The sequence below is a fragment of the Agrobacterium sp. GW821-FHT14E08 genome (assembly GCF_058803865.1).
In genome coordinates this window covers 345,363-364,535 of record NZ_JBXAPJ010000003.1, presented here as the reverse complement: position 1 = coordinate 364,535, position 19,173 = coordinate 345,363, and the positions used below count along the sequence as shown (strand labels likewise).

The window sequence follows — 19,173 nt, the reverse complement described above, 5'->3', positions numbered from 1 at the left end:
CTCCAGGGGTAAAGAAGTTTATACGAGTTCAGGCAGCCGCGCGGCACGCCGTACCGTGTCGAACAGGTCCGGGCGGTCGATGTTGACATAGTCTATCCCGGCCAATGCGATCTCATTATGAAGGTCGACATCATCGCCACCATAATAAACCATGACCTCGAGACCCGCATTGCGGCATGCCTCGACAAGTCCGGGCTTGCGCATCTGTTCCGGCGTGATCTCGATGATCGAGGCATGGTGCACGGCCGCCGCGAGCGAAGGCGACCTGGCAATTTCGAGCGTCATCATCTTGCGGAAATCCGGTGCGGCGGCGGCCAGGCCCCGGCGCATTTCCTCGGAAAAGGAGAAAAAGAAGGTATCGCGCACCATGCCGAGGCCGCGCACCAGCGCTGCGACCTTGACGGGATCGCAATATTTCAATTCGACATAGACACCGCAGCGGCCACGCAGATGACGCAGATAGGCATCGAGCCGGGGTACAATCGCACCCTCGAAGCTTTCATCAAACCAGCCGCCGGCATCCAGCGCATCGATTTCGCTCGAAAGAGCATGGCCGATAGGCCCCGTGCCGTTGGTAGTGCGATCCAGCGTTTCATCGTGGAAGACATAAAGAACGCCGTCCGCGCTCTCACGCACGTCAAGCTCGATATAATCTGCCCCATGTCGCAAGGCGAGGTCGGCAGCGGCAAAGGTGTTTTCGGGTGCGAACCGGTTGGCACCGCGATGGGAAACGATTTTGGGCATGGAAAGTCCTGTCAGTTTACGGGCTCCGGCTCACGTGCCGGAATGGTCGAATGGTGGGGAAGATCGGCGTGAAGCCCGGCAATGCGGTTGCCGGATGCGTCGAAAACAAGCGTCAGGCCGGGTTTGCAACCGATACCAACCCGCGCGCCGGGCGCATGACGTATGACTTCACCATATTCCAGCGCATGGATCATGCCTGCGGGCGTGTCGATCGTGTAGAACACCTCGCGCCCCATCGGCTCGACGGTGGCAACCTGGCCCGCAAGCCGCGCTTCCGTAGGTTCAATGAGGGCGATATCTTCCGGGCGCAGGCCAAAGGTCACCTCGCCGTCGCAAGAACCATCGAGATCGAGCAAGGCATCGCCAATCTGCAACTGCCCGCCCTGCGCCCATGCCTTCAAGAGGTTCATCGGCGGCGTGCCGATGAAACCGGCTACGAACAGATTGTCGGGCCGGCGGTAAAGATCATCCGGCGTGCCGATCTGGGCGATCGCGCCATTGTTCATGCAGATGATCCTGTCGGCCATGGTGATCGCCTCGATCTGGTCATGGGTGACGATGAGCGTGGTGATCTTCAGCCGTTTCTGCAGGCTTTTCAGCTCGGCGCGCATGGTGATGCGCAGCGTCGCATCGAGATTGGAGAGCGGCTCGTCCAAGAGGAGGATGTTGGGTTCCTTGACCAACGCCCGGGCAAGCGCCACACGCTGCTGCTGGCCACCGGAAAGCTGCGAGGGCCGCCGGTCAAGCAACGCGCTGATCTGCACGAGGCTTGCCGCCTCCTCCACCCGCCGCGCTGCTTCCTCGCGCGCAACATTCTTGAAACGCAGCGGAAAGGCGATGTTCTGCCGCACCGTCAGGTTGGGATAAAGCGCATAGGACTGGAAGACGATGCCGACGTTGCGGTCGCGCGCATCGATGCGATTGACGTTATGGCCGTCGAAGGCGATCTCTCCGCCGGTCGGCGCGTAAAGCCCGGCGAGCAGAAAAAGCGTGGTCGATTTTCCGCATCCCGACGGGCCGAGAACGGCGACGAATTCGCCGTCTTCGATGGCAAGCGTCATCGGTTGCAGAACACGGGTGTCGCCCCAGCTTTTGGTGACGTTGGTAAGGGTGATCCTGGCCATGGCGATTATCCTTTGATCCCGCCGAAACTCATCTGGGTGATGTATTTCTGCGTGAAGATGTAAATGATCAGCACAGGCAGCAGATAGATGATGCCGACGGCGGCAATCATGCCGTAATTCACGCCAACGCTGTCCTGTGCCACGAAGAAGAGATAGAGGCTCATCGTCATCTGGCTTTTTTCGATGAGCAGGGTCTGGACGAAGACATATTCCTCCCAGCCGCGCAGAAAGGTGAAGGTGGCGACCGCGATCAGCCCGCTTCTCACCTGCGGCAGAACCACCATGCGAAAGGCCTGGAAGCGGGTCGCGCCATCGGTGACGGCGCTCATTTCGATGTCCCAGGGAACATTGTCGAAAAAACCCTTGAGAACGAAGATCGCAAACGGCAGCTCCAGCGCGCTCATGACAAGCACCACGCCGAAGAGATTGTTGAGAAGGCCCATGTAATGCAGCTGCACGAAGATCGCGACGGTGAGCGCAAGCGCCGGAAAGGCGTGCAGCAGCAGAAGGCCTCGCAGCAGGTTTTCGCGTCCGGCAAAGGCAAAGCGTGACAGCGCATAGGCGGCAGGCGTGGCGACCAGCGCGACGATCAGGGTCTGGGAGCCGGCAAATAGCAGCGAACTGCGCATTGCTGTCCAGATGGACGGCATCAGCGCCATGCGCGTGGTGCCGGTTTTCTCGATGTCGCGGCTCCAGAGAAAACTGTAGTTCTCAATGGTCAGATGCGGCAGCACCAGCACGAAAACGAGTGCTGCAACAACGGCGCCGAACGCCAGCCACAACAGCACGGGATTGCGCAGGCGCGCGGAGAAAACTGCGACCGCTATCGCCCCGCAATAAGCGAAAGCGGCGATTGCGCCGCTGCGCCACAGGACAAGCCGGCTGAGATTATCGTCGGAACTCGTCAGCGATTTCACCAGCAGCCACAGATAGGGTAGGAGAACGGGAACAGAGACGACCGTCAGGAACACGAGGATGACTGGAAGAAAGCCGGCGCGATGCACGAGACTGCGCTTTTCAAGGCGCGTCCAGTCCGGCTTCAGATCAGGCGCGCTCCTGTGGGCAGGCGCATGGGAGTGGGCGAGCGTCATCACAGCACCTCGATTTTGGCGGGAGCAAAGGTCGAGCGCATGTTGCTGAGACGCCATTGGATGAGTGTCACGGCAACGCCGATGGCCATGAGGCCGAGTGCCAGCGCCGCGCCATAGGCGTAAGCGCCGTTTTCGAAGGCGCGCCGGTAGATATAAAGCGCATAGGTCGTGCTGTCATAGACCGGACCACCGCCGGTTATCAGCAGGATATATTCATAGGTCGTCATCAGCGACAGCGCCTGATAGAGCGTGATGAAGCGGATGGGAGCGGAGAGCGCCGGTGCGACGACATGGCGAAGCACGCCCCATTCACTGGCGCCATCGACACGCGCCGCATTGGCCAGATGCGAGGGTATGGAGCGGATGGACGATGTGAGGATGACCATGGCGAAGGACGCGCCGACGACGCCGTTCGCCACGACCACCAGAAGCAGCGGAAAGTCGTTGCGCAGGTTGAGAGCGGGTGCACCGAGCGCACCGAGAAACTGGTTGAGCAGACCGGAAGAGGTCGGATCGGCGATCCAGATCCACAGCACGCCATAAAGCACGGCCGGGCTCATGCGCGGCAGCAGCCACAGGCCGCGAAAGAAATTGCCGAGCCGGTCCGGTATCGCCGTCGTCGTGACGGCCAGCAGCGCACCCAGGCCGATATTGAAGAGGAGCAGCGTCGCGCCAACATAGACAAGCGTCGTCATCAGCACGATCGGCAGGCGCATGTCACGCTGAACCATGCGCTGGAAATTCTCGACCGTGAATTTCCCGACCTTCAGATTTGCGCCCATATCGGTAAAGGCGATCACCAGATTGACGACGATCGGCGCGAGAAAAAACAGGCCGAGCAGGACAAGTGCGGGCGCCAGATAAAAGATCGGCCGGGCCGGACGGCGCGCTCTGAGCTGGAATTGGGACATTGCGATATACCGGTGGGAACGCGGAAAAGCCGCCCGGCAAGGCCGGGCGGCGTGGTTTCTGGCAAACTCAGTTGCTTGCGGCTTCGCGGATTTCGATTTCCGCGCCGAATTGCAGTTCGAGTTCGTCGGCGATGAAATCGACCGCCTGCGCAGCGGTCATCTTGCCGGTCTCAACCGCCTGCAGACCGCTGAACAGCACCTTGTTATAGCTGCCGAACTTGGTGTGGTTGGGCACGAACTGCGCATCCTTCATCATCGGCGACGCGGCGGAAAGAACCCAGTTATCGCGATATTTCGGCATCGCCGTCTGGGCGTTGCTGATCGCCGTGTGATAGGAGGTCACGGCATGCTCGTTGTTGAAATAGGGCAATGTCGCGAGCGCCACGAGATCGGCGGCGATGTCGGCATTCTTGCTCTTTGGATTGAGGGTGTAGAGCAACGGGTGCGACAGGTTGGAAGGTTTGCCGCCCTTTTCGGCGGCCGGTGCGGAAATCCAGCCGATCTTGTTGAAATATCCCTCGCCATCGGTCGGCCAGGTCGCGCCGTTCTTTTCACCCACCTGCCAGGCAACCGCCCAGACGCCCTGGTGGAAAATAAAGGCCTTCTCCTGTTTGAATGCGGTCTGGATCGCTTCCCAGCTCATGGCCGTGTTGTCGACCGGGGTCACGCCCTGCTTGGCATTACGCTCGTACCAGCCGAGCGCCTTGGCCATCTCGGCCTTGGGGAACACCAGCTTGCCGGTCTTTTCGTCCATGAACTTCACGCCATAGGACTGAAACACCATCAGATAATCGATGCCGACATTCGGACGGTGCAGCATGCCATATTGCGCGGCCTTGCCATCAACCACTTCTTTCGACAGCGCCGTCAGATCATCGAGCGTGAATTCGCCGGCATCGACCTTGGCCGGCAGGCCCTCGATGAAGGCTTCATCCTTGCCGATCTTGCGCAGCATGTCCTTGTTGTAGAAGAACATGCGGATTTCCGCGTCCTGCGGAATGCCGTAAATCTTGCCGTCCGTCGCCTTGGCCGAATTCCACAGAACCGGCAGAATGTCGCCATAGACCCACGGAGTGGCAGCGATCCTGTCTTCCATCGCCATCGCATAGCCGTCCTGCGCGAACTGGCCGATCCACTCATGCGGCAGAACGTAAATATCCGGCCCCTGCCCCACCGAAAACGCCTTCAGCGTATCCAGCGCGAAAGCATCCCAGCCCTGTACGCTGCTGTTGTTGATGTCGATAACGATGCGCTTGTCGACACCTGCGGCCTTGAACTGCGCGTTCATGATGCCGGCGGCCGCCTCGATGTTGGTGACGCGGCCGGGCGCGTTCTTGTCGGCAAGTGTCCAGAGCTTGATGTTGATGTCTTCGGCGAAGGCAACAGCCGGCAAAAGCGCGCTGAGAGCCACCGTCGCCGCCAAGGAGAGAGACTTGAACATAGGATCCATTCCCGTTGAAACTGATTATTTAATTAAGTTGCTTAATTTACAGCTTTATGACATTCCCGGAGATAAGGCTGGGAGAGCAGAAACTTGGATGACAGACGAAACGGTGCATTGACCGGCATTGGCGCAACACAGGGCGCGCTTCTGGGATATATCAGGCGCAAAGGTTCGGCCTCACGCGTGGAACTGGCCGAGTACTGCAACATAACCCCGGCAGCCGTCAGCATGATGACACGCAATCTGCTTCAGCGCGGCATTATCGAGGAGGGCGCACGCCGGCAGGAAGGTCGCGGTGCACCGCATATCGACCTCACGCTCAAAAAAACCGTCGGCTACGCCCTTGGCGCGCATGCCAACCGCTATTCGGTGATGTTGACGCTCTTGAACTTCGGTGGGGAGATCGTCGGCGAATTGCAGCTGCGCGGCTCCTATGGTGCGTTCTCGGATGTTCAGCGGGCGCTTCAGGACGGATCCGAGGAACTGCTTGCGAAAAACGCGATCAATAGAAGCGACCTCATCGGCGCAGCGATCGCCATGCCGACCCGCTTTCGCAAGGAAGCCATGTCGCTCGATCTTGCCGAGGAGGTGATTTCCTGGGCGGGATCGGACCTTTCCGCCATGCTGCGCGAGGCACTACGTTGCCCGGTCATCATCGAAAACGACGCGAATGCCGCCGCCATGGGTGAGCTCACGCTTGGCAACACGGCCGGGCATGAGAACTTTGCCTATCTTTATCTGTCCGAAGGGATCGGCGGCGGCATCATCATCAAGAACGAGCTTTTTCGCGGTTATCTCGGCAATGCCGGCGAGATTGGCGCCCTGCGCGGCCGTGGCGCGTCACGTCCTTCGTTTGAAGATCTGGCCGCATGGTGTCTCGAGCATGTGGGTGAGAAACCTTCCGGGCGCGCACCAGAGATCTGGGCGGATTATCTGTCCCGCAATTCCGCCGTGTTTGATGGGTGGCTCCAGCGGGCGGGACCCGAAGTCGCCCGTCTAGGCTTCGCCGTCAGCGCCATCCTTGCCCCCACAGCCATCTTTGTCGGAGGCACTTTGCCGCGCATGGTACGCGAGAGACTGGCGCAATGGCTGGATTACGAACGCTCGGACCCGTTCAGCGGTTCAAAGGTGATACAGCCCCAAATCCTGTTGCCCGAGGTCGTGGCGACAGATCCCGTGGCCTTTGGCGCCGCAGCGATGATCCTGCATGGTGTCAGCGAGGCGGGCTAAAAATGGCCTCAGCCGAGATTCTGAACCATGAAATAGATCAGCCAGCAATGCCCGATCACCAGCACCGCCCAGGCCCATTTGGCGGCCCGGATATCGGAATCGACCACGGTATTGCTGATCTCGGTTGCGAGTCCGGCCTCTTCGCCCGCCCGCTCCTGCGGCGGTCGCGGCACAGGCCCCGTTCTGACCTCGGCCTCGCCCACGACATAAAGCCGGTCGTTGTGAACCGGTGGGCGTGGCTCATCGCCGGCGCTCTCCGCGCGGGAAAGGACGCCGTTGTCGGATGCGCAATTCACCGCGAAAAGCTGCGATGACACCCGCCTGTTACGCATGTTACTTCTATTGGGCATCATAATTTTCCACACAATAAAAATAAAAATATTCCCCCGAGATTTCCGATAAAGCCGTGGCTTTACCGGACATGCTTGCGCTTCACGCACGTCGCTCAGCACCTGTCGAACCGCGTCTTCCACGCACCTTTCCGCCCTCCCGGAGCCGATTGGCGCCCGGCGGTTACCGCGCCGGGCTTCCGGGAAACTCCCTTTTTCCCGCGTAAGGCTTGGCCTCCCGCTGGATCAGGAAGACGGATTTCTCCACCGGAAGCGGCTCGGCCGTCCGGTAGCGCTGAAACCGCCTAGAATATTCGAACCGGATCAACCTGTCGTCGAATTTTCCCGCCAGAACGCGATAGCCGTTGACGACCTCGTTCAGGATTTCCAGTTCTTCCCCCCACAGCCAGCCGCCATAGGAGGTGCCTTCGTTCGAGCGCAGGACGATCTCGAAAAAATGCCCGCCTGCCACGACGGGCATGCGGAAGAGAATATCGAGATTGTCCTCGTCCTGGTCGTCGCTCTTCTCCGCCGACAGCCTGGCATGGGCAACTTTCGCGTGAACCAGCGCCGAGACCGGATAGAAAGGACGGCCCTTGAACCACATGAATTCGCTGACCGCATAACCGACGTCATCGGCACGCTGGTAAGGTTCGATACGCGGCTCGAACGCCATGTAGCTTCCGTTAAACGCAATCAATTTCGAAAATTCCCGATGCCTGCCCGCTGCATGTTCGCTGTTTTCCGCCCGTCATCCACGCTTCTGTCTGCGACAATAGCCAGCCCGCGTCACACCAGCGTCAAATGGAACGCTATGATGACTTTCAATTTCCCGGGCACGTTGTTAGATGGTGAATCATGAGGGGACGAATGTGGCTGGGCACGCTGAACTAATATCGATCCGGCTTTTTGGAACCCCGCGCTGTGAAGCGGTGCGGGACGCCTTTTTTCCGTCCAAGGGCTTTGCCCTGACCGCCGCCCTGATCCTTGCTCCGAACCAGTCGCTTTCCCGCCAGCAGGCCGCATCGCTCCTATGGGAAAATGTCGAGCAGAAAAGGGCTCTTGGCAATCTGCGGCAGCTGATCCTGCGCCTTCAGAAGCTCCCCAATGGCGACGAGGCGATTCTCCTGACCGAAGGCAACGACCTGAAGGCCGGAAAGCTTGCGCAGCGCACCGATCTTGCGATCTTCCTTGCCGGTGCGCGGGCCGAAGACCCGATGCGCCGGCTGCACGCCCTGCTTGAATTCGGCGGCGATTTGCTGGAGGGGCTGGAGACCGGGCAGGATCATCTTTATCTCTGGCTGCTATCGGAACGACGCCGCCTCAAGGACCTGTTCTTTTCAAGCTATATGCAACTGCTCGAGGAGCTGACGCGCTTCGGCCGCGCCAGTTCGAACGACATTGGCAGGCTTGCCGAATGCGCCCTCAAGATCGAGCCGGAGCGCGAGGAAACCTACCGCGCCGCCATGGCGGCCTATGCGCGGATCGGAAACACCAGCGCCTGCGAAGGCGTTTTCCAGCTTCTGCTGGAACAGCTGCGTCAGGAAGAGCGCTCTCCGGAAGCCGAAACGGTGGCGTTGAGACGCCGGATACAAAGCCTGGCTTCGACGATAGCTGCCCCCAATGAGCCAGACGAGGGCAGCCGCCGAAAGGCCACGGCAAAACCGCGCGTCGCCTTTGGCCGGCCGGCGCGGGTGGACGGGCTGCCGGTCTCGCCGGTGATGCAGGCCTTCGTCGAGGATGTCGCCAACAGCCTGGTCCGATACCGGACCTTCACGGTCCTTTCGCCGCACAGCACCTTTGCGCTGACGCGCGACCGCACCGACGACAGCTACGCCATGTTGCGGGCGGATTACCGCATCATGTCGACGGTTTTCGATGAGACCCGCATGTCGGTCGCCCTGATCGAGGAAGCGACCGGCGAGATCGTCTGGTCGCTGGAAGCTGTCTTGACGGAGCGGCAGATTCACGCCGCCTTCCGGCTCCTGTCCAAACAGGTCGCAGCCGCACTTGCCCGCGAGATCGAGCGGCTACAGGTGGAACCCGACCGCAATCATAGCGGCGAAGCCTACCGGCAATTGCTGGAGGGCCAGCAGCTTCTGCGCGGCAAATGCGATCTGCCGCTGCTGCGGCGGGCCCGCTCGATGTTCCGCAAGGCCGTCGATATCGACCACAGCATGGCGGTTGCCCGTGCCCGCGTGGCACAGAGCCTGCAGCTGGAGTGGCTGATGCTGGGTGGCAACGACCCACACCTGCTGCACCGCGCCAAGGCCGAGGCCGACGCCTCCATCGAAATCGACCCCGCCCTTGGCGTCGGCCACTGGATGTGCGCGGTGGTGGCGCTCTATCAGCGGGATTTCGACATATCCGCCGAAAAATTCTTCGAGGCCGAAGCGCTTGCGCCCAACTCCGCCGATCTTTTGCTCCAGCACGCCGATGCGCTCGCCCATTTCGGCGATGCGGAGATCGCCTGGGAAAAGTTTCAGCAGGCCATCGACCTCAACCCGCTCGCGCCCGACATCTACTGGTGGGCGGGCGCCAGCATCGCGTTCAAACGCGAAGATTACGGCGCGGCAGTGGAATTATGCGGGCGGATGGAGAATGACGAGCCGGCGCTGCGCGTCTTGACCGCAAGCCATGCACTGCACGGCGATTTGGCCGCCGCCCGGGAAACCGGCGGCAGGCTTCAGGAAAACTATCCGGGTATGACGGCGAGGGAGATTAGCAGCCTGTCTCCAGACCGCGACCCGATAGCGAATGAAAAGTTCTATAACGCTCTTCGATTAGCTGGGATCAAATAGGAGATATTATGTCCTCGCATTTCTTCATTGTCGGAAAAAAGGATTTCGGCGTTCTCTTCATTCGCACGGCGCCGCTCAGGGTTGCGTCCGTATCGCATGAGACGATTGCCGCCTATGAAGCCGCCCATCCCGGCGTGGATGGCTATGCACGCGTTGCAGCGGCTGCAAAATCCATGCTCGTTCGCCAGGACGGCCAGCCCGAGACCGAGCTGGATCAGGTTCAGATCCAGGGCATCGAAGCCCTCGTCGCCGGTGGCGCCGTGGTTTCGGAGGCCGATTTCGCCTTTATCGGCGAAGTGGTCGATGCCGGCTGGGATTTCAACCGCATGGTGCAGGCGCCGATCGAAGCGGCTTTGAAGGCTGTCGGCCCTGCCGGTTCCATCACCGGCGAACTGTTCGACGCCATCCTTGCCGACGACACCAACGCGGCGCCCTGATGGCGGTCCCGCAGCCTTGACCGCTGCCGGTGCTCCCAATTCAGCGACAGCGGCTTCAAGACATGCGGACGCTTCGTTCTTCGATCCCGAACTGCTTCGGCGGTTCGGGATCACCCGCGTTGGCGATGTGACCGGTCTCGATATTATCGGCATACCCGTCTGGTTCGCGACGCGGCCCAATTCACGCGGATTGTCGGTATCGCAGGGCAAGGGTCTTGTTGCAGGGCAGGCCCGGCTTTCGGCCGTCATGGAGGCCATTGAAGGCGCGGTCGCCGAGGACACCCGCAAACATATTGCTGTTTTCGGTTCCATTCAGGACATGCGGAACAAGGGCGTTCCACTCGTTCCATTCGAAACGGTCGGCCGGGTCGACCCGGACATGCTCAATCTGCAAAATGAGCGCGCTTGGATAAAGGGCACATCCATTCGCCAGCAGCGGGACGTTTTTGCTCCCTATGAACTCGTCGGCATGGATTTCCGCGCTGATTTCCCCTGGGACCGGCAAGCCTTCCTCATGAGTTCGCAGGGTCTGGCCGCCGGTTTCGACCATGACCATGCCGTTCTCCACGCCTTGCTCGAACTCATTGAAAATGACGCCTGCTTACTCGTCGATACATTTGAAACCCGCACCGTCGCTCCACGACCGTTGCTGTTTCCGGCCGGTATCGATGCCTCCTTTGACACGCTCGTTCAGCATCTTTCGGATATGGGTCTGCCGCCATCCTTCTTCGATCTCACCAATGCGCTTGGCGTACCGGTGGTGATGGCGAGCCTGCCCCGATCCGTCCATACGCAGGATGGGCTTGCAACGCGCAGCGCTGCCGGCGCCGCCTGCCGTCCAGGCGCCTATGACGCGGCAATTGCCGCCCTGCTGGAGGCAATACAATCGCGTTTGACGGATATTAGCGGCGCAAGGGACGACCTCTCTCCTCTGCGCTACCAGCGGGACATGTCTTCCGCAGGCCATGCGGGATCAGGAGCGCGAGCGGCCCCGGTCAATCTCAATCTTGCCCATGGCGATCCGTCCTTGCCACAATGGCGAAAGCTTGCGGAACATCTGTTCTCCGGCGGGATCGAGGATATCTATGTCTTCCCGCTGGAAACGGACGTCTCCGGCCTGCATGTGGTGCGGGTTCTGGCAAGCGGTCTCTCCCCGGCCGGTGGCGGCCTGCAACACATATCGCAGCGGGCGCTTCAAGGTCTCCTCAACATCGGAGGGCTTTGATGAAGCCCGTCATTTTTGCAGGCCCATCCATCCACGGCATCGCCCCCGACCGCCTTTCCGGTTTCGATCTGCGCGGACCGGCGGCATGCGGGGACATTTTCGATGCGGTCCGGCAGGGTGCGCGCGTGATCGGGCTGATCGACGGTCTTTATGGTGATTGTGCCGCCGTCTGGCACAAGGAAATCCTCCATGCACTCTCAGCCGGTGTCACCGTTCTCGGCGCCGCCAGCATGGGCGCTCTGAGGGCTGCGGAATGTGCGGCCTTCGGCATGGCCGGCATTGGGGAAATCTTCGAAGCCTATCGCGATGGGCAGCGTTTTTCCGATGCCGATGTGGCGGTGAGCCACGCGCCCGGCGAACTTGATTATCGCCCGCTGACGATTGCGCTGGTCGATGCCGAAGCGACGCTGGAAGCGTGCCGCGCCGAAATGGAGCCGGAGGAACACGACGCCCTGCTCCGCGCTGCCCGCAAACTGCATTTTACCCGCAGAACATGGCGTACCATCACAACCGAGGCCGGTAGAGGGTCCGAAACCGCAAATTTGCTGGCGAAGAAGGCAGTTTCCGTCAAACGAAATGACGCGGCCAGACTTCTGGCGATAATTGGCGGCCACCAGCTGCCTCCTCCGGCTCTATCATGGAAATTCCAGAACACGGTGTTTTTTCAGCAATTGGCCACGCAGCGAACAGCGGGAGAAACAGCGTCTTGACCGCCATCCGGTCCCGGTCTCTGGTGCCCGATTGCGGCGGGCTGATCCGTACCATCGCGCTTGCGTTGCCCGCATCTTTTTTTGCGAATGACGGGTCTGACAATATCGTGTCAACGCTCGTTCCGATCAGAAACCTGCTATCGGGACTGCCTCGCGATGTGGCGACGCTCATTCTTATCGATCGCATCAGTCTGGAGCCGGCGCAAAACTGGCTGGACAGGCTGGAAATCCGCTCCGGCGCTGTGCTGGTTCCAATTGATGGAAACACCGGCGTTTCGCATCCCTGGATACAGGATATGTTCCATGTCCGGACCAATGGGGAAGCTGCGGCCGAACTGGTTGTGACAGCGGCAAATGCTGTCGCCGATGCGCTTGCCGATTGCCTGGGGCTTGCAGCGACCGTCACTGATGTGGTTTTGCCGGGCGGCAACCAGCTGGTTGGCCCTGACTTTCGGCTGGTGGGCCATTCCAGCCTGCAGGATGACAGGGGGTTCGGCAGGAGCGCCTTAAGCGACCGCAGCGAAAGGCGGCAGCAGGTTCAGGCGCTTGACGGCAGGGCCGTGCACAGTTTCGGATATCGGCCGGAAGACTTAGGCAATGCCTCGGCGTGGTCGGATCCCTCCACGGTAAAGGCTTCCGCCCCGGCAATCCCCGGCGGAAAAATGCATCAATGCGGTTTCCATGTCGATCAGTTCGTTTCGGTTACGGGCCTGAACCGGGATGGTCATCCGCTGCTGCTTGTCGCCGATCCGGTCGCACCTGGCGATTGCGCCAGCCGTGCCGCCATGGAGCTGAAACGGAAACTGGACGCATCGGCTCTTTCGCTGGCGCGGCAAGGCTTTGCGATTATAAGAAATCCCATTCCGATCTTACCCGCCATCGATACGAATAAATGCCTCCCCCGGCTTTACAACAACGTCTTTCTGGAGAATGTCACACGGTCCGGTCAAAAACGGCCATTTGTCTGGCTCCCGCATTTCGGCGACATGGAGATGGTCGAGGAGTTCGACAATGAAAACCGGCACATATGGGAGAGCCTTGGATTTCACGTTATTGGCGTGGCCGGGTGGAGCCATCTGGCAAGCCGCAACGGAGCACTGCGCTGCGCAACCAAGGTGATAAATCGTGATCCCGTATAGGGTTGGCAAAAGAAAAACCGCGCTATTTTGCCAATAGTGAGCTACAATACCCGTGGAAATTGTGTTGAATGTATACCTTCAACAATATTAATTGATAATTATCCGATTTAAGACCTCACAACTGGAGGAATTCAATATGCAGGCCAAACTACCCAGCCCGATCGACGTACATGTGGGCGCACAGATCAGAATGCGCCGCAAGTCGCTCGGCATGAGTCAGAGTGCGCTGGCGGGTCGATTGGGAATTACCTTCCAGCAAGTTCAGAAGTACGAAAAGGGCGCCAATCGCGTCGGCGCGTCCCGTCTGCAGGCGATTGCGTCGGTTCTCGGTGTCGATGTCAGCTCCCTGTTCGCCAATGCAACGCCCGATGGCGGCGTCGCCAATCCGGCGCTTGGTACGATCAATGCCATGCAGACATTCGTCGCTTCGAATGAAGGCTTTTCGCTGAACCAGGCATTCTCGCGGATCAAGAGCACCTCTGTCCGTAGAAGCATTGTTGCACTCGTCACATCGCTCGCTGCGACCGAAACGGCGGAAAATGCGGCTGTGCCGGCAAACAAAAACGATGATTGACGCAGGTGTGACGCTCGCGTGACGCTCGATGTGGTCGAAAATGAACAACGCAATATCAACGCGTTTTCATACTGTCGATTGTCGAGAGGGAAGCATGGCGGCGTCTACCACAGCAATACTTGAACAGGACAATGCAGACGAGATTCTCGCGCTTGGTAGGATGGTTTCCTATCTTTGCCAGCGTTCGAAATCCATGGATCTGGGCATGTCGACCTATTTCCTCGAAATGGCGTTGTTATCGCTGGCCCAGGACATCAATCAGCACGGTCTGCCGCCGGCAGGCGCAGAGCTGAACGGCAGCGGTTTCGCATCCACCGATCTGCATTGAAAGCCTCCGGGGCAGCAATGGCATAGACCACGAATCGAGCGAGCGTCCACACCGACCTCCAGTCGCAGACGCTCGGGATCGTTCTTCGGTTTTCCGGTCCGGCCGGCTCCATCCTGCCGGACATATACCCCTCCCCAATTTTTCTTCATGCAAGCGAGGCCCGGTTTTGCCGGGCCTCGCTTCATATCAGGGCACTGCCCGGCGAAGTTCGGCGGCCGCGGCGACCATGTTGACGAGCGCGGGCCTCACCTCTTCCCATTTGCGGGTTTTCAGGCCGCAATCCGGATTGATCCAGAGCTGCCGGTCGTCAAGCCGCTGCCGCGCCAGCGCCAGGAGATCGACCATTTCTCCCACGGCCGGCACGCGCGGCGAATGGATGTCGTAAACGCCGGGGCCAATCTGGTTCGGATATTTGTAAGTCCGGAAGGCGTCCAGCAGTTCCATCTTCGACCGCGAGGTCTCGATGGAGATCACGTCCGCATCCATGGCCGCGATGGCATCGATGATCTGGTTGAACTCCGAATAGCACATATGGGTGTGAACCTGCGTCCGGTCCTCAACACCGCTTGAGCAAATACGGAAGGATTCCACCGCCCAGTCGAGATAATCCTGCCAGTCCCGATGCCGAAGCGGCAGGCCCTCACGCAGCGCCGCCTCATCGATCTGGATCATCTTCGCCCCGGCTGCCTCGAGATCATTGACCTCGTCGCGGATGGCGAGCGCGATCTGCCGGCAGGTCAGGCTTCTGGCGATATCATCGCGAACGAAGGACCAGTTGAGGATCGTCACCGGTCCCGTCAACATGCCCTTGACCGGCTTTTCGGTCAGTGACTGGGAATATTCCCACCAGCGGACCGTCATCGGCCTCGGTCGCGACACATCGCCGAAAATGATCGGCGGGCGCACGTAACGCGAGCCGTAGCTCTGCACCCACGCATGCTGGGTAAAGGCGAAACCGGAAAGCTGCTCGCCGAAATATTGCACCATGTCATTGCGCTCGAACTCGCCGTGAACGAGGACGTCGAGGCCGATTTCCTCCTGCCAGCGGATGGTCGCTTCGGTTTCCTTCTGCAGGAATTTTTCATATTGCGCATCGGTCAGCGCGCCCTTCGAATTTGCAGAGCGGGCCTTTCGCACCTCCGGCGTCTGCGGGAAGGAGCCGATGGTGGTTGTCGGGAAAAGCGGCAGCGCAATAGCCTGCGACTGCACCTTCTGCCGCTCGGCAAATGCGCTCGCCCGCTTCTTGTCGGCCTCAGCAATCATCGCGATACGGTTCTGCACGGCGGGGTCCGTTACCTTTGGCGAGGATGCACGTGCGGCGACGGCCCCGGAGGCAGCCGCCAGCTCCACCGCGACTGCGGCCCTGCCCTCGCCAAGCGCCCTGCCGAGCGTGGCAAGTTCGCCGAGTTTCTGGGTGGCGAAGGACAGCCAGCTTTTCAGATCGGCATCGAGGCCGGTCTCCAGTTCGAGATCGACCGGAACATGCAACAGCGAGCAGGACGACGCGATTTGAAACGCCTCCACGCCGCGTTCGGCAATGGCGGTTTCCAACCGGTCGATGATCGCGGCGAGATCTGCGCGCCAGATGTTGCGACCGTCGATGACGCCGAGCGACAGGACACGGCTTGCGGGCAAAGCCTTCAGCACCACCTCAAACTCACCCGGCGCACGCACCAGATCAATATGAAGACCCGCGACCGGAAGCGCTGCGACAGCCTCCAGATTATCCTCAAGACCACCGAAATAGGTCGCGACGAGGATTTTCAGATCCGGCGCGGCTTTCGACAAAGCCTGATAGCTCACGGTAAGCGCATGGCGTTCACCCTCGGAAAGGTCCAGAGCGGCAACCGGTTCGTCGATCTGCACCCAGTCCGCGCCGGCAGCCCGCAGCCGGCGCAGCAGTTCTTCATAGACCGGCAGCAGCCTTGCCAGCAGATCGAGCGGCTTGAACGCTGTCCCACGTGCCTTGGCAAGTTTCAGGAACGTGACCGGGCCGAGAATGACTGGACGCGTGTGGATGCCGAGCGCCTTCGCCTCAAGGAAGTGGTCAACGGGCTTTTGTGAGGTGAGCACGAAATGCTGATCCTCTGAAATCTCCGGCACCATGTAGTGATAATTGGTGTCGAACCATTTGGTCATTTCCAGCGCCGGAACACCCTGTGCGTGATGGGAATGTCCATGCGCATGGCCGCAACCTGCATGGCCTTCGCTCTCGCTGCCGCGCGCCATGGCGAAATAGGTCGACAGGGGAACCTCTCCGTCCGTCCATCCGTAGAGGGATGGAATGGCGCCCACCATCACGGCCGTATCGAGGACATGATCGTAGAAGGAAAAATCGTTGGAGGGGATGTGGGTGATCCCCTTCTCACGCTGAAGCGCCCAATTTTCGGCGCGCAGCCGGGTGGCGGTTTCGCGCAGTTCCGTCTCGGAAATCTTTCCGGACCAGAAGCCTTCAAGCGCGAACTTCAGTTCACGATGGCGTCCGATCCTCGGAAAACCGAGCGATGCGACTGGAATGGTCTTGTTTGGCATTGTCATACCCCATTTGGTTGTGGGGGCATGGGTAAAGCGGACGCGTGCAGGCCCGGCCTTTGCCGGACCATTGCAGCAACCACCGGGACACCCCGCCCGTGGACGTTATTTTGTCCTGGCAGGTCTCCTGGCTTACGGGTCGTCGCCTTTGTCCGTCTTCCCGGGGCTTTCACCCCAGTGACGTGGATGGACAAAGGCTCGCCGCTTACAGTTGCGGGGGCAGCTCCGGTCTTGCCGATAAAACGGCGCACCGGATTCCCTCTTAGCTCCGGGATTGAAATATCAGGCCCGGAGAACCATGACACCCGCATTTCTCACCACGGGCGTCACGATGTCAATAGACATAAAGAAATCTTTATATCTTTATTTCTATGAACTCAGAGCGCGACCGCACCCGGCCCCGGCACCGCACCGGGCGGCACCTTGCCCAGAATGATCATGCCGAGAACCTCGTCCTTGGTGACATCCTCTGTCCGGGCATGGCCCACCACCTTGCCGTTCTTCATTACGAAGACCCTGTCGGCCAGATCGAAGACGTCGTGAATATCATGGCTGATGAGGAAGATGCCGATGCCCTGCCGTTTCAGCTCCTTGACGAGATCGCCCACCTGCGCCGTTTCCTGCGGCCCGAGTGCGGCCGTCGGCTCGTCCATGATGAGGATGCGGGCATCGAACAGAATGGCGCGGGCAATGGCGACGGACTGTCGCTGGCCGCCGGACAACGCCTTCACCGGCTCCTTGAACCGCCGGAAATTGGGGTTGAGACGCCCCATCACCTCGCGGGCCGAGGCTTCCATGGCGACATCGTCAAGTGTGCCCCATTTCGTCTTCAGCTCACGACCGAGATAGAGATTGGCGGCCGCATCGACATTATCGGCCACGGCCAGCGTCTGGTAGATGGTTTCAATGCCGTATTTCTTGGCGTCGCGGGGATTGCGGATATCCGCATCCTCGCCATTGATGAGAATATCGCCGCCATCACGCCGGTATGCGCCCGACAGGATTTTGATAAGCGTCGATTTGCCCGCGCCATTATGGCCGAGAAGGGCAACCACCTCACCGGGGAAAAGATCGACAGATGCGTTTTCCACCGCATGGATACCGCCGAAGGAAATGGAAATATTGCGCATTTCCACGAGGGGCGTGACTTGGTCCGTCATAGGAGTTCTCCTCGGTTCTTACTTGGCGCGGGCGCGGTAGATGGTGTCGAGCCAGACGGCGACGACCAGAACCACACCGACGACGATGCGCTGGAAGGGCGTATCGATGCCCACCAGCACCATGCCGGATTGCAGCGATTGCATGACGAGCGCGCCGAGCATCGCGCCCGCTATGGTTCCGACACCGCCGGCAAGCGAAGTGCCGCCGATGACGGCCGCCGCGATGGTGTAAAGCTCGTCGAGCTCGCCCTGGGCATTGGTGGCGGCATTGAGGCGGGCGGTCGAGATGGCCGCGGCGATGGCGCACAGAACGCCCATCAGCGTGAATATCTTCACCGTGACCCAGCGGGTCTTGATGCCGGCGAGTTCCGCCGCTTCCGGATTGCCGCCGATGGCGAAGACATAACGGCCGAAGCGCAGCCTTGTGGCGATGAAGGTCATGACCGCACCGACGGCAAGAGCCATCAGCACCGGAATGGCGATGCCGTGCGAAATGAACAGACCGCCTTCAGGCCAGGTTATGCCATTGGCATCGGCATAGTTGCGGGCGATGTTGACCGGCCAGGGATAGCTGTTCACTACCGCCACGAAACCGATAACGATGAGGCAGCCGAGCGCCACCAGAAAATATTCGGCCCAGACCGGCCGCAGCGGAAAACCGAAACGGCGGCGTTGGTGGCGGGAATTCAGGATGGCCGCAACGATGGCGACACAGGCGACGACGGCTGCGATCCAGCTCCATGTCGCGCCGATCGAGCCGCTGGTGCCGCCGCCCATCAGGCGGAAGGTGGAATCCATCGGTGCCACGGTGCGGCCGCTGGTGATGAACCAGGTGCCGCCGCGCCAGACTAGCAGGCCGCCGAGCGTAACGATGAAGGACGGCACGTTCAGGAAGGCGATGATGGAGCCCTGCAGCATGCCGATGGCGCCGCCGACGAAAATGCCGACCAGAAGCGTGACGATCCACGTCGCCCAATGTTCGAAGCCGAGGATCTGCGGCAGGATTTCCGCCTGCATGACACCCATGATCATGCCGGAGAAACCGAGGATCGACCCGACCGAAAGGTCGATGTTGCGGGTGACGATGACGAGCACCATGCCGGTTGCCATGACAGCCACGGAGGCGGTCTGCACGGAGAGGTTCCAGAGGTTTCTCGGCGTCAGGAACAGGCCGCCGGACAGGATATGAAATCCGATCCAGATCAGAAGAAGCGCGCCGACCATGCCGAGCAGGCGGGTATCAAGCTCCGTGGCGTTAATGAAACGGGCTATCGAGCCTGTTTTTTCCGTCTTTTGCGACGCTGTAGTATTGGACTGGGTCATATCGGCCATGAACTGCCGGTGCTCCTCACATCTTAGAGCGTTTTCGCTTTTTCCTTAAACGCGAAAACGCT

At 60.1% G+C, this 19,173-nt stretch carries 18 protein-coding genes and 1 riboswitch; of the genes, 8 read left to right on the top strand and 10 right to left on the bottom strand.

Features of this window, described 5'->3' with window-relative positions; all coding sequences use genetic code 11:
- Positions 1-18 precede the first annotated feature (18 nt).
- The 5 genes from ugpQ to AC1ROR_RS14390 form a co-directional block, all read right to left on the bottom strand.
- A complete protein-coding gene (gene ugpQ / locus AC1ROR_RS14410; RefSeq protein WP_498589795.1) occupies positions 19-744 on the bottom strand; it encodes a glycerophosphodiester phosphodiesterase in 726 nt (241 codons plus the stop codon).
- 11 nt (positions 745-755) lie between these two features.
- A complete protein-coding gene (locus AC1ROR_RS14405; protein ID WP_498589794.1) occupies positions 756-1,868 on the bottom strand; it encodes an ABC transporter ATP-binding protein in 1,113 nt (370 codons plus the stop codon).
- Between the two features lie 5 nt (positions 1,869-1,873).
- Positions 1,874-2,959: a carbohydrate ABC transporter permease gene (locus tag AC1ROR_RS14400; protein ID WP_498589793.1), complete on the bottom strand. Its 1,086-nt coding sequence runs from the start codon at positions 2,957-2,959 to the stop codon at positions 1,874-1,876.
- Complete coding sequence (locus tag AC1ROR_RS14395; protein WP_498589792.1) at positions 2,959-3,870, bottom strand: carbohydrate ABC transporter permease; 912 nt, start codon at positions 3,868-3,870, stop codon at positions 2,959-2,961. The genes AC1ROR_RS14400 and AC1ROR_RS14395 overlap by 1 nt, the downstream gene beginning before the upstream one ends.
- Positions 3,871-3,937: 67 nt before the next feature.
- Positions 3,938-5,311 (bottom strand): ABC transporter substrate-binding protein, encoded by a 1,374-nt coding sequence (locus AC1ROR_RS14390; protein ID WP_498589791.1) that lies wholly within the window; start codon positions 5,309-5,311, stop codon positions 3,938-3,940.
- A 93-nt stretch (positions 5,312-5,404) separates the two neighbouring features.
- Between AC1ROR_RS14390 and AC1ROR_RS14385 the strand changes: the two genes are divergently transcribed.
- Positions 5,405-6,544: an ROK family transcriptional regulator gene (locus tag AC1ROR_RS14385; protein WP_498589790.1), complete on the top strand. Its 1,140-nt coding sequence runs from the start codon at positions 5,405-5,407 to the stop codon at positions 6,542-6,544.
- Positions 6,545-6,552: 8 nt separating this feature from the next.
- Here the strand turns inward: AC1ROR_RS14385 and AC1ROR_RS14380 are convergent, their stop codons facing one another.
- Together AC1ROR_RS14380 and AC1ROR_RS14375 are read right to left on the bottom strand one after the other, a co-directional pair.
- The gene (locus tag AC1ROR_RS14380; RefSeq protein ID WP_498589789.1) at positions 6,553-6,894 is read right to left on the bottom strand and encodes a hypothetical protein; all 342 of its coding nucleotides are present in this window, start codon (positions 6,892-6,894) and stop codon (positions 6,553-6,555) included.
- Between the two features lie 163 nt (positions 6,895-7,057).
- Entirely contained in the window at positions 7,058-7,549 is a 492-nt protein-coding gene (locus AC1ROR_RS14375; RefSeq protein WP_080837970.1) for a hypothetical protein, read from the bottom strand.
- 172 nt (positions 7,550-7,721) lie between these two features.
- Between AC1ROR_RS14375 and AC1ROR_RS14370 the strand changes: the two genes are divergently transcribed.
- The 7 genes from AC1ROR_RS14370 (at position 7,722) to AC1ROR_RS14340 (ending at position 14,087) form a co-directional block, all read left to right on the top strand.
- Positions 7,722-9,674 (top strand): BTAD domain-containing putative transcriptional regulator, encoded by a 1,953-nt coding sequence (locus AC1ROR_RS14370; RefSeq protein ID WP_498589788.1) that lies wholly within the window; start codon positions 7,722-7,724, stop codon positions 9,672-9,674.
- 8 nt (positions 9,675-9,682) lie between these two features.
- On the top strand, positions 9,683-10,111 hold the full coding sequence (locus AC1ROR_RS14365; protein WP_035222655.1) for a hypothetical protein: 429 nt from the start codon (positions 9,683-9,685) through the stop codon (positions 10,109-10,111).
- Between the two features lie 16 nt (positions 10,112-10,127).
- Positions 10,128-11,336, top strand: a complete 1,209-nt coding sequence (locus AC1ROR_RS14360; protein ID WP_498590041.1) for a YcaO-like family protein — start codon at positions 10,128-10,130, stop codon at positions 11,334-11,336.
- Positions 11,336-12,046, top strand: a complete 711-nt coding sequence (locus AC1ROR_RS14355) for a TfuA-like protein (protein WP_498589787.1) — start codon at positions 11,336-11,338, stop codon at positions 12,044-12,046. Before AC1ROR_RS14360 ends, AC1ROR_RS14355 begins: the two co-directional genes overlap by 1 nt.
- On the top strand, positions 12,043-13,185 hold the full coding sequence (locus AC1ROR_RS14350) for a hypothetical protein (protein ID WP_498589786.1): 1,143 nt from the start codon (positions 12,043-12,045) through the stop codon (positions 13,183-13,185). Before AC1ROR_RS14355 ends, AC1ROR_RS14350 begins: the two co-directional genes overlap by 4 nt.
- A gap of 136 nt (positions 13,186-13,321) precedes the next feature.
- Positions 13,322-13,759: a helix-turn-helix domain-containing protein gene (locus AC1ROR_RS14345; protein WP_498589785.1), complete on the top strand. Its 438-nt coding sequence runs from the start codon at positions 13,322-13,324 to the stop codon at positions 13,757-13,759.
- Positions 13,760-13,853: 94 nt separating this feature from the next.
- A complete protein-coding gene (locus tag AC1ROR_RS14340; RefSeq protein WP_498589784.1) occupies positions 13,854-14,087 on the top strand; it encodes a hypothetical protein in 234 nt (77 codons plus the stop codon).
- A gap of 186 nt (positions 14,088-14,273) precedes the next feature.
- On the opposite strand, the gene metE is transcribed toward AC1ROR_RS14340, so the two are convergent.
- The 3 genes from metE to AC1ROR_RS14325 all read right to left on the bottom strand — a co-directional run bounded on the left by metE (position 14,274) and on the right by AC1ROR_RS14325 (position 19,102).
- Positions 14,274-16,619: a 5-methyltetrahydropteroyltriglutamate--homocysteine S-methyltransferase gene (gene metE / locus AC1ROR_RS14335; RefSeq protein WP_498589783.1), complete on the bottom strand. Its 2,346-nt coding sequence runs from the start codon at positions 16,617-16,619 to the stop codon at positions 14,274-14,276.
- A gap of 100 nt (positions 16,620-16,719) precedes the next feature.
- A riboswitch (cobalamin riboswitch) is annotated at positions 16,720-16,935 on the bottom strand.
- A gap of 61 nt (positions 16,936-16,996) precedes the next feature.
- Positions 16,997-17,779: an ATP-binding cassette domain-containing protein gene (locus AC1ROR_RS14330; RefSeq protein ID WP_035222645.1), complete on the bottom strand. Its 783-nt coding sequence runs from the start codon at positions 17,777-17,779 to the stop codon at positions 16,997-16,999.
- Positions 17,780-17,797: 18 nt separating this feature from the next.
- Positions 17,798-19,102 (bottom strand): sugar ABC transporter permease, encoded by a 1,305-nt coding sequence (locus tag AC1ROR_RS14325; protein ID WP_374701182.1) that lies wholly within the window; start codon positions 19,100-19,102, stop codon positions 17,798-17,800.
- Positions 19,103-19,173: the final 71 nt, after the last annotated feature.

Coding starts and splice junctions, on each gene's coding strand:
- AC1ROR_RS14340 (WP_498589784.1), top strand. CDS start 13,854: ATGGCGGCGTCTACCACAGCAATACTTGAACAGGACAATGCAGACGAG.
- metE (WP_498589783.1), bottom strand. CDS start 16,619: ATGCCAAACAAGACCATTCCAGTCGCATCGCTCGGTTTTCCGAGGATC.
- AC1ROR_RS14395 (WP_498589792.1), bottom strand. CDS start 3,870: ATGTCCCAATTCCAGCTCAGAGCGCGCCGTCCGGCCCGGCCGATCTTT.
- AC1ROR_RS14345 (WP_498589785.1), top strand. CDS start 13,322: ATGCAGGCCAAACTACCCAGCCCGATCGACGTACATGTGGGCGCACAG.
- AC1ROR_RS14400 (WP_498589793.1), bottom strand. CDS start 2,959: ATGACGCTCGCCCACTCCCATGCGCCTGCCCACAGGAGCGCGCCTGAT.
- AC1ROR_RS14370 (WP_498589788.1), top strand. CDS start 7,722: ATGGTGAATCATGAGGGGACGAATGTGGCTGGGCACGCTGAACTAATA.
- AC1ROR_RS14355 (WP_498589787.1), top strand. CDS start 11,336: ATGAAGCCCGTCATTTTTGCAGGCCCATCCATCCACGGCATCGCCCCC.
- AC1ROR_RS14405 (WP_498589794.1), bottom strand. CDS start 1,868: ATGGCCAGGATCACCCTTACCAACGTCACCAAAAGCTGGGGCGACACC.
- AC1ROR_RS14380 (WP_498589789.1), bottom strand. CDS start 6,894: ATGCCCAATAGAAGTAACATGCGTAACAGGCGGGTGTCATCGCAGCTT.
- ugpQ (WP_498589795.1), bottom strand. CDS start 744: ATGCCCAAAATCGTTTCCCATCGCGGTGCCAACCGGTTCGCACCCGAA.
- AC1ROR_RS14390 (WP_498589791.1), bottom strand. CDS start 5,311: ATGTTCAAGTCTCTCTCCTTGGCGGCGACGGTGGCTCTCAGCGCGCTT.
- AC1ROR_RS14375 (WP_080837970.1), bottom strand. CDS start 7,549: ATGGCGTTCGAGCCGCGTATCGAACCTTACCAGCGTGCCGATGACGTC.
- AC1ROR_RS14325 (WP_374701182.1), bottom strand. CDS start 19,102: ATGACCCAGTCCAATACTACAGCGTCGCAAAAGACGGAAAAAACAGGC.
- AC1ROR_RS14365 (WP_035222655.1), top strand. CDS start 9,683: ATGTCCTCGCATTTCTTCATTGTCGGAAAAAAGGATTTCGGCGTTCTC.
- AC1ROR_RS14330 (WP_035222645.1), bottom strand. CDS start 17,779: ATGACGGACCAAGTCACGCCCCTCGTGGAAATGCGCAATATTTCCATT.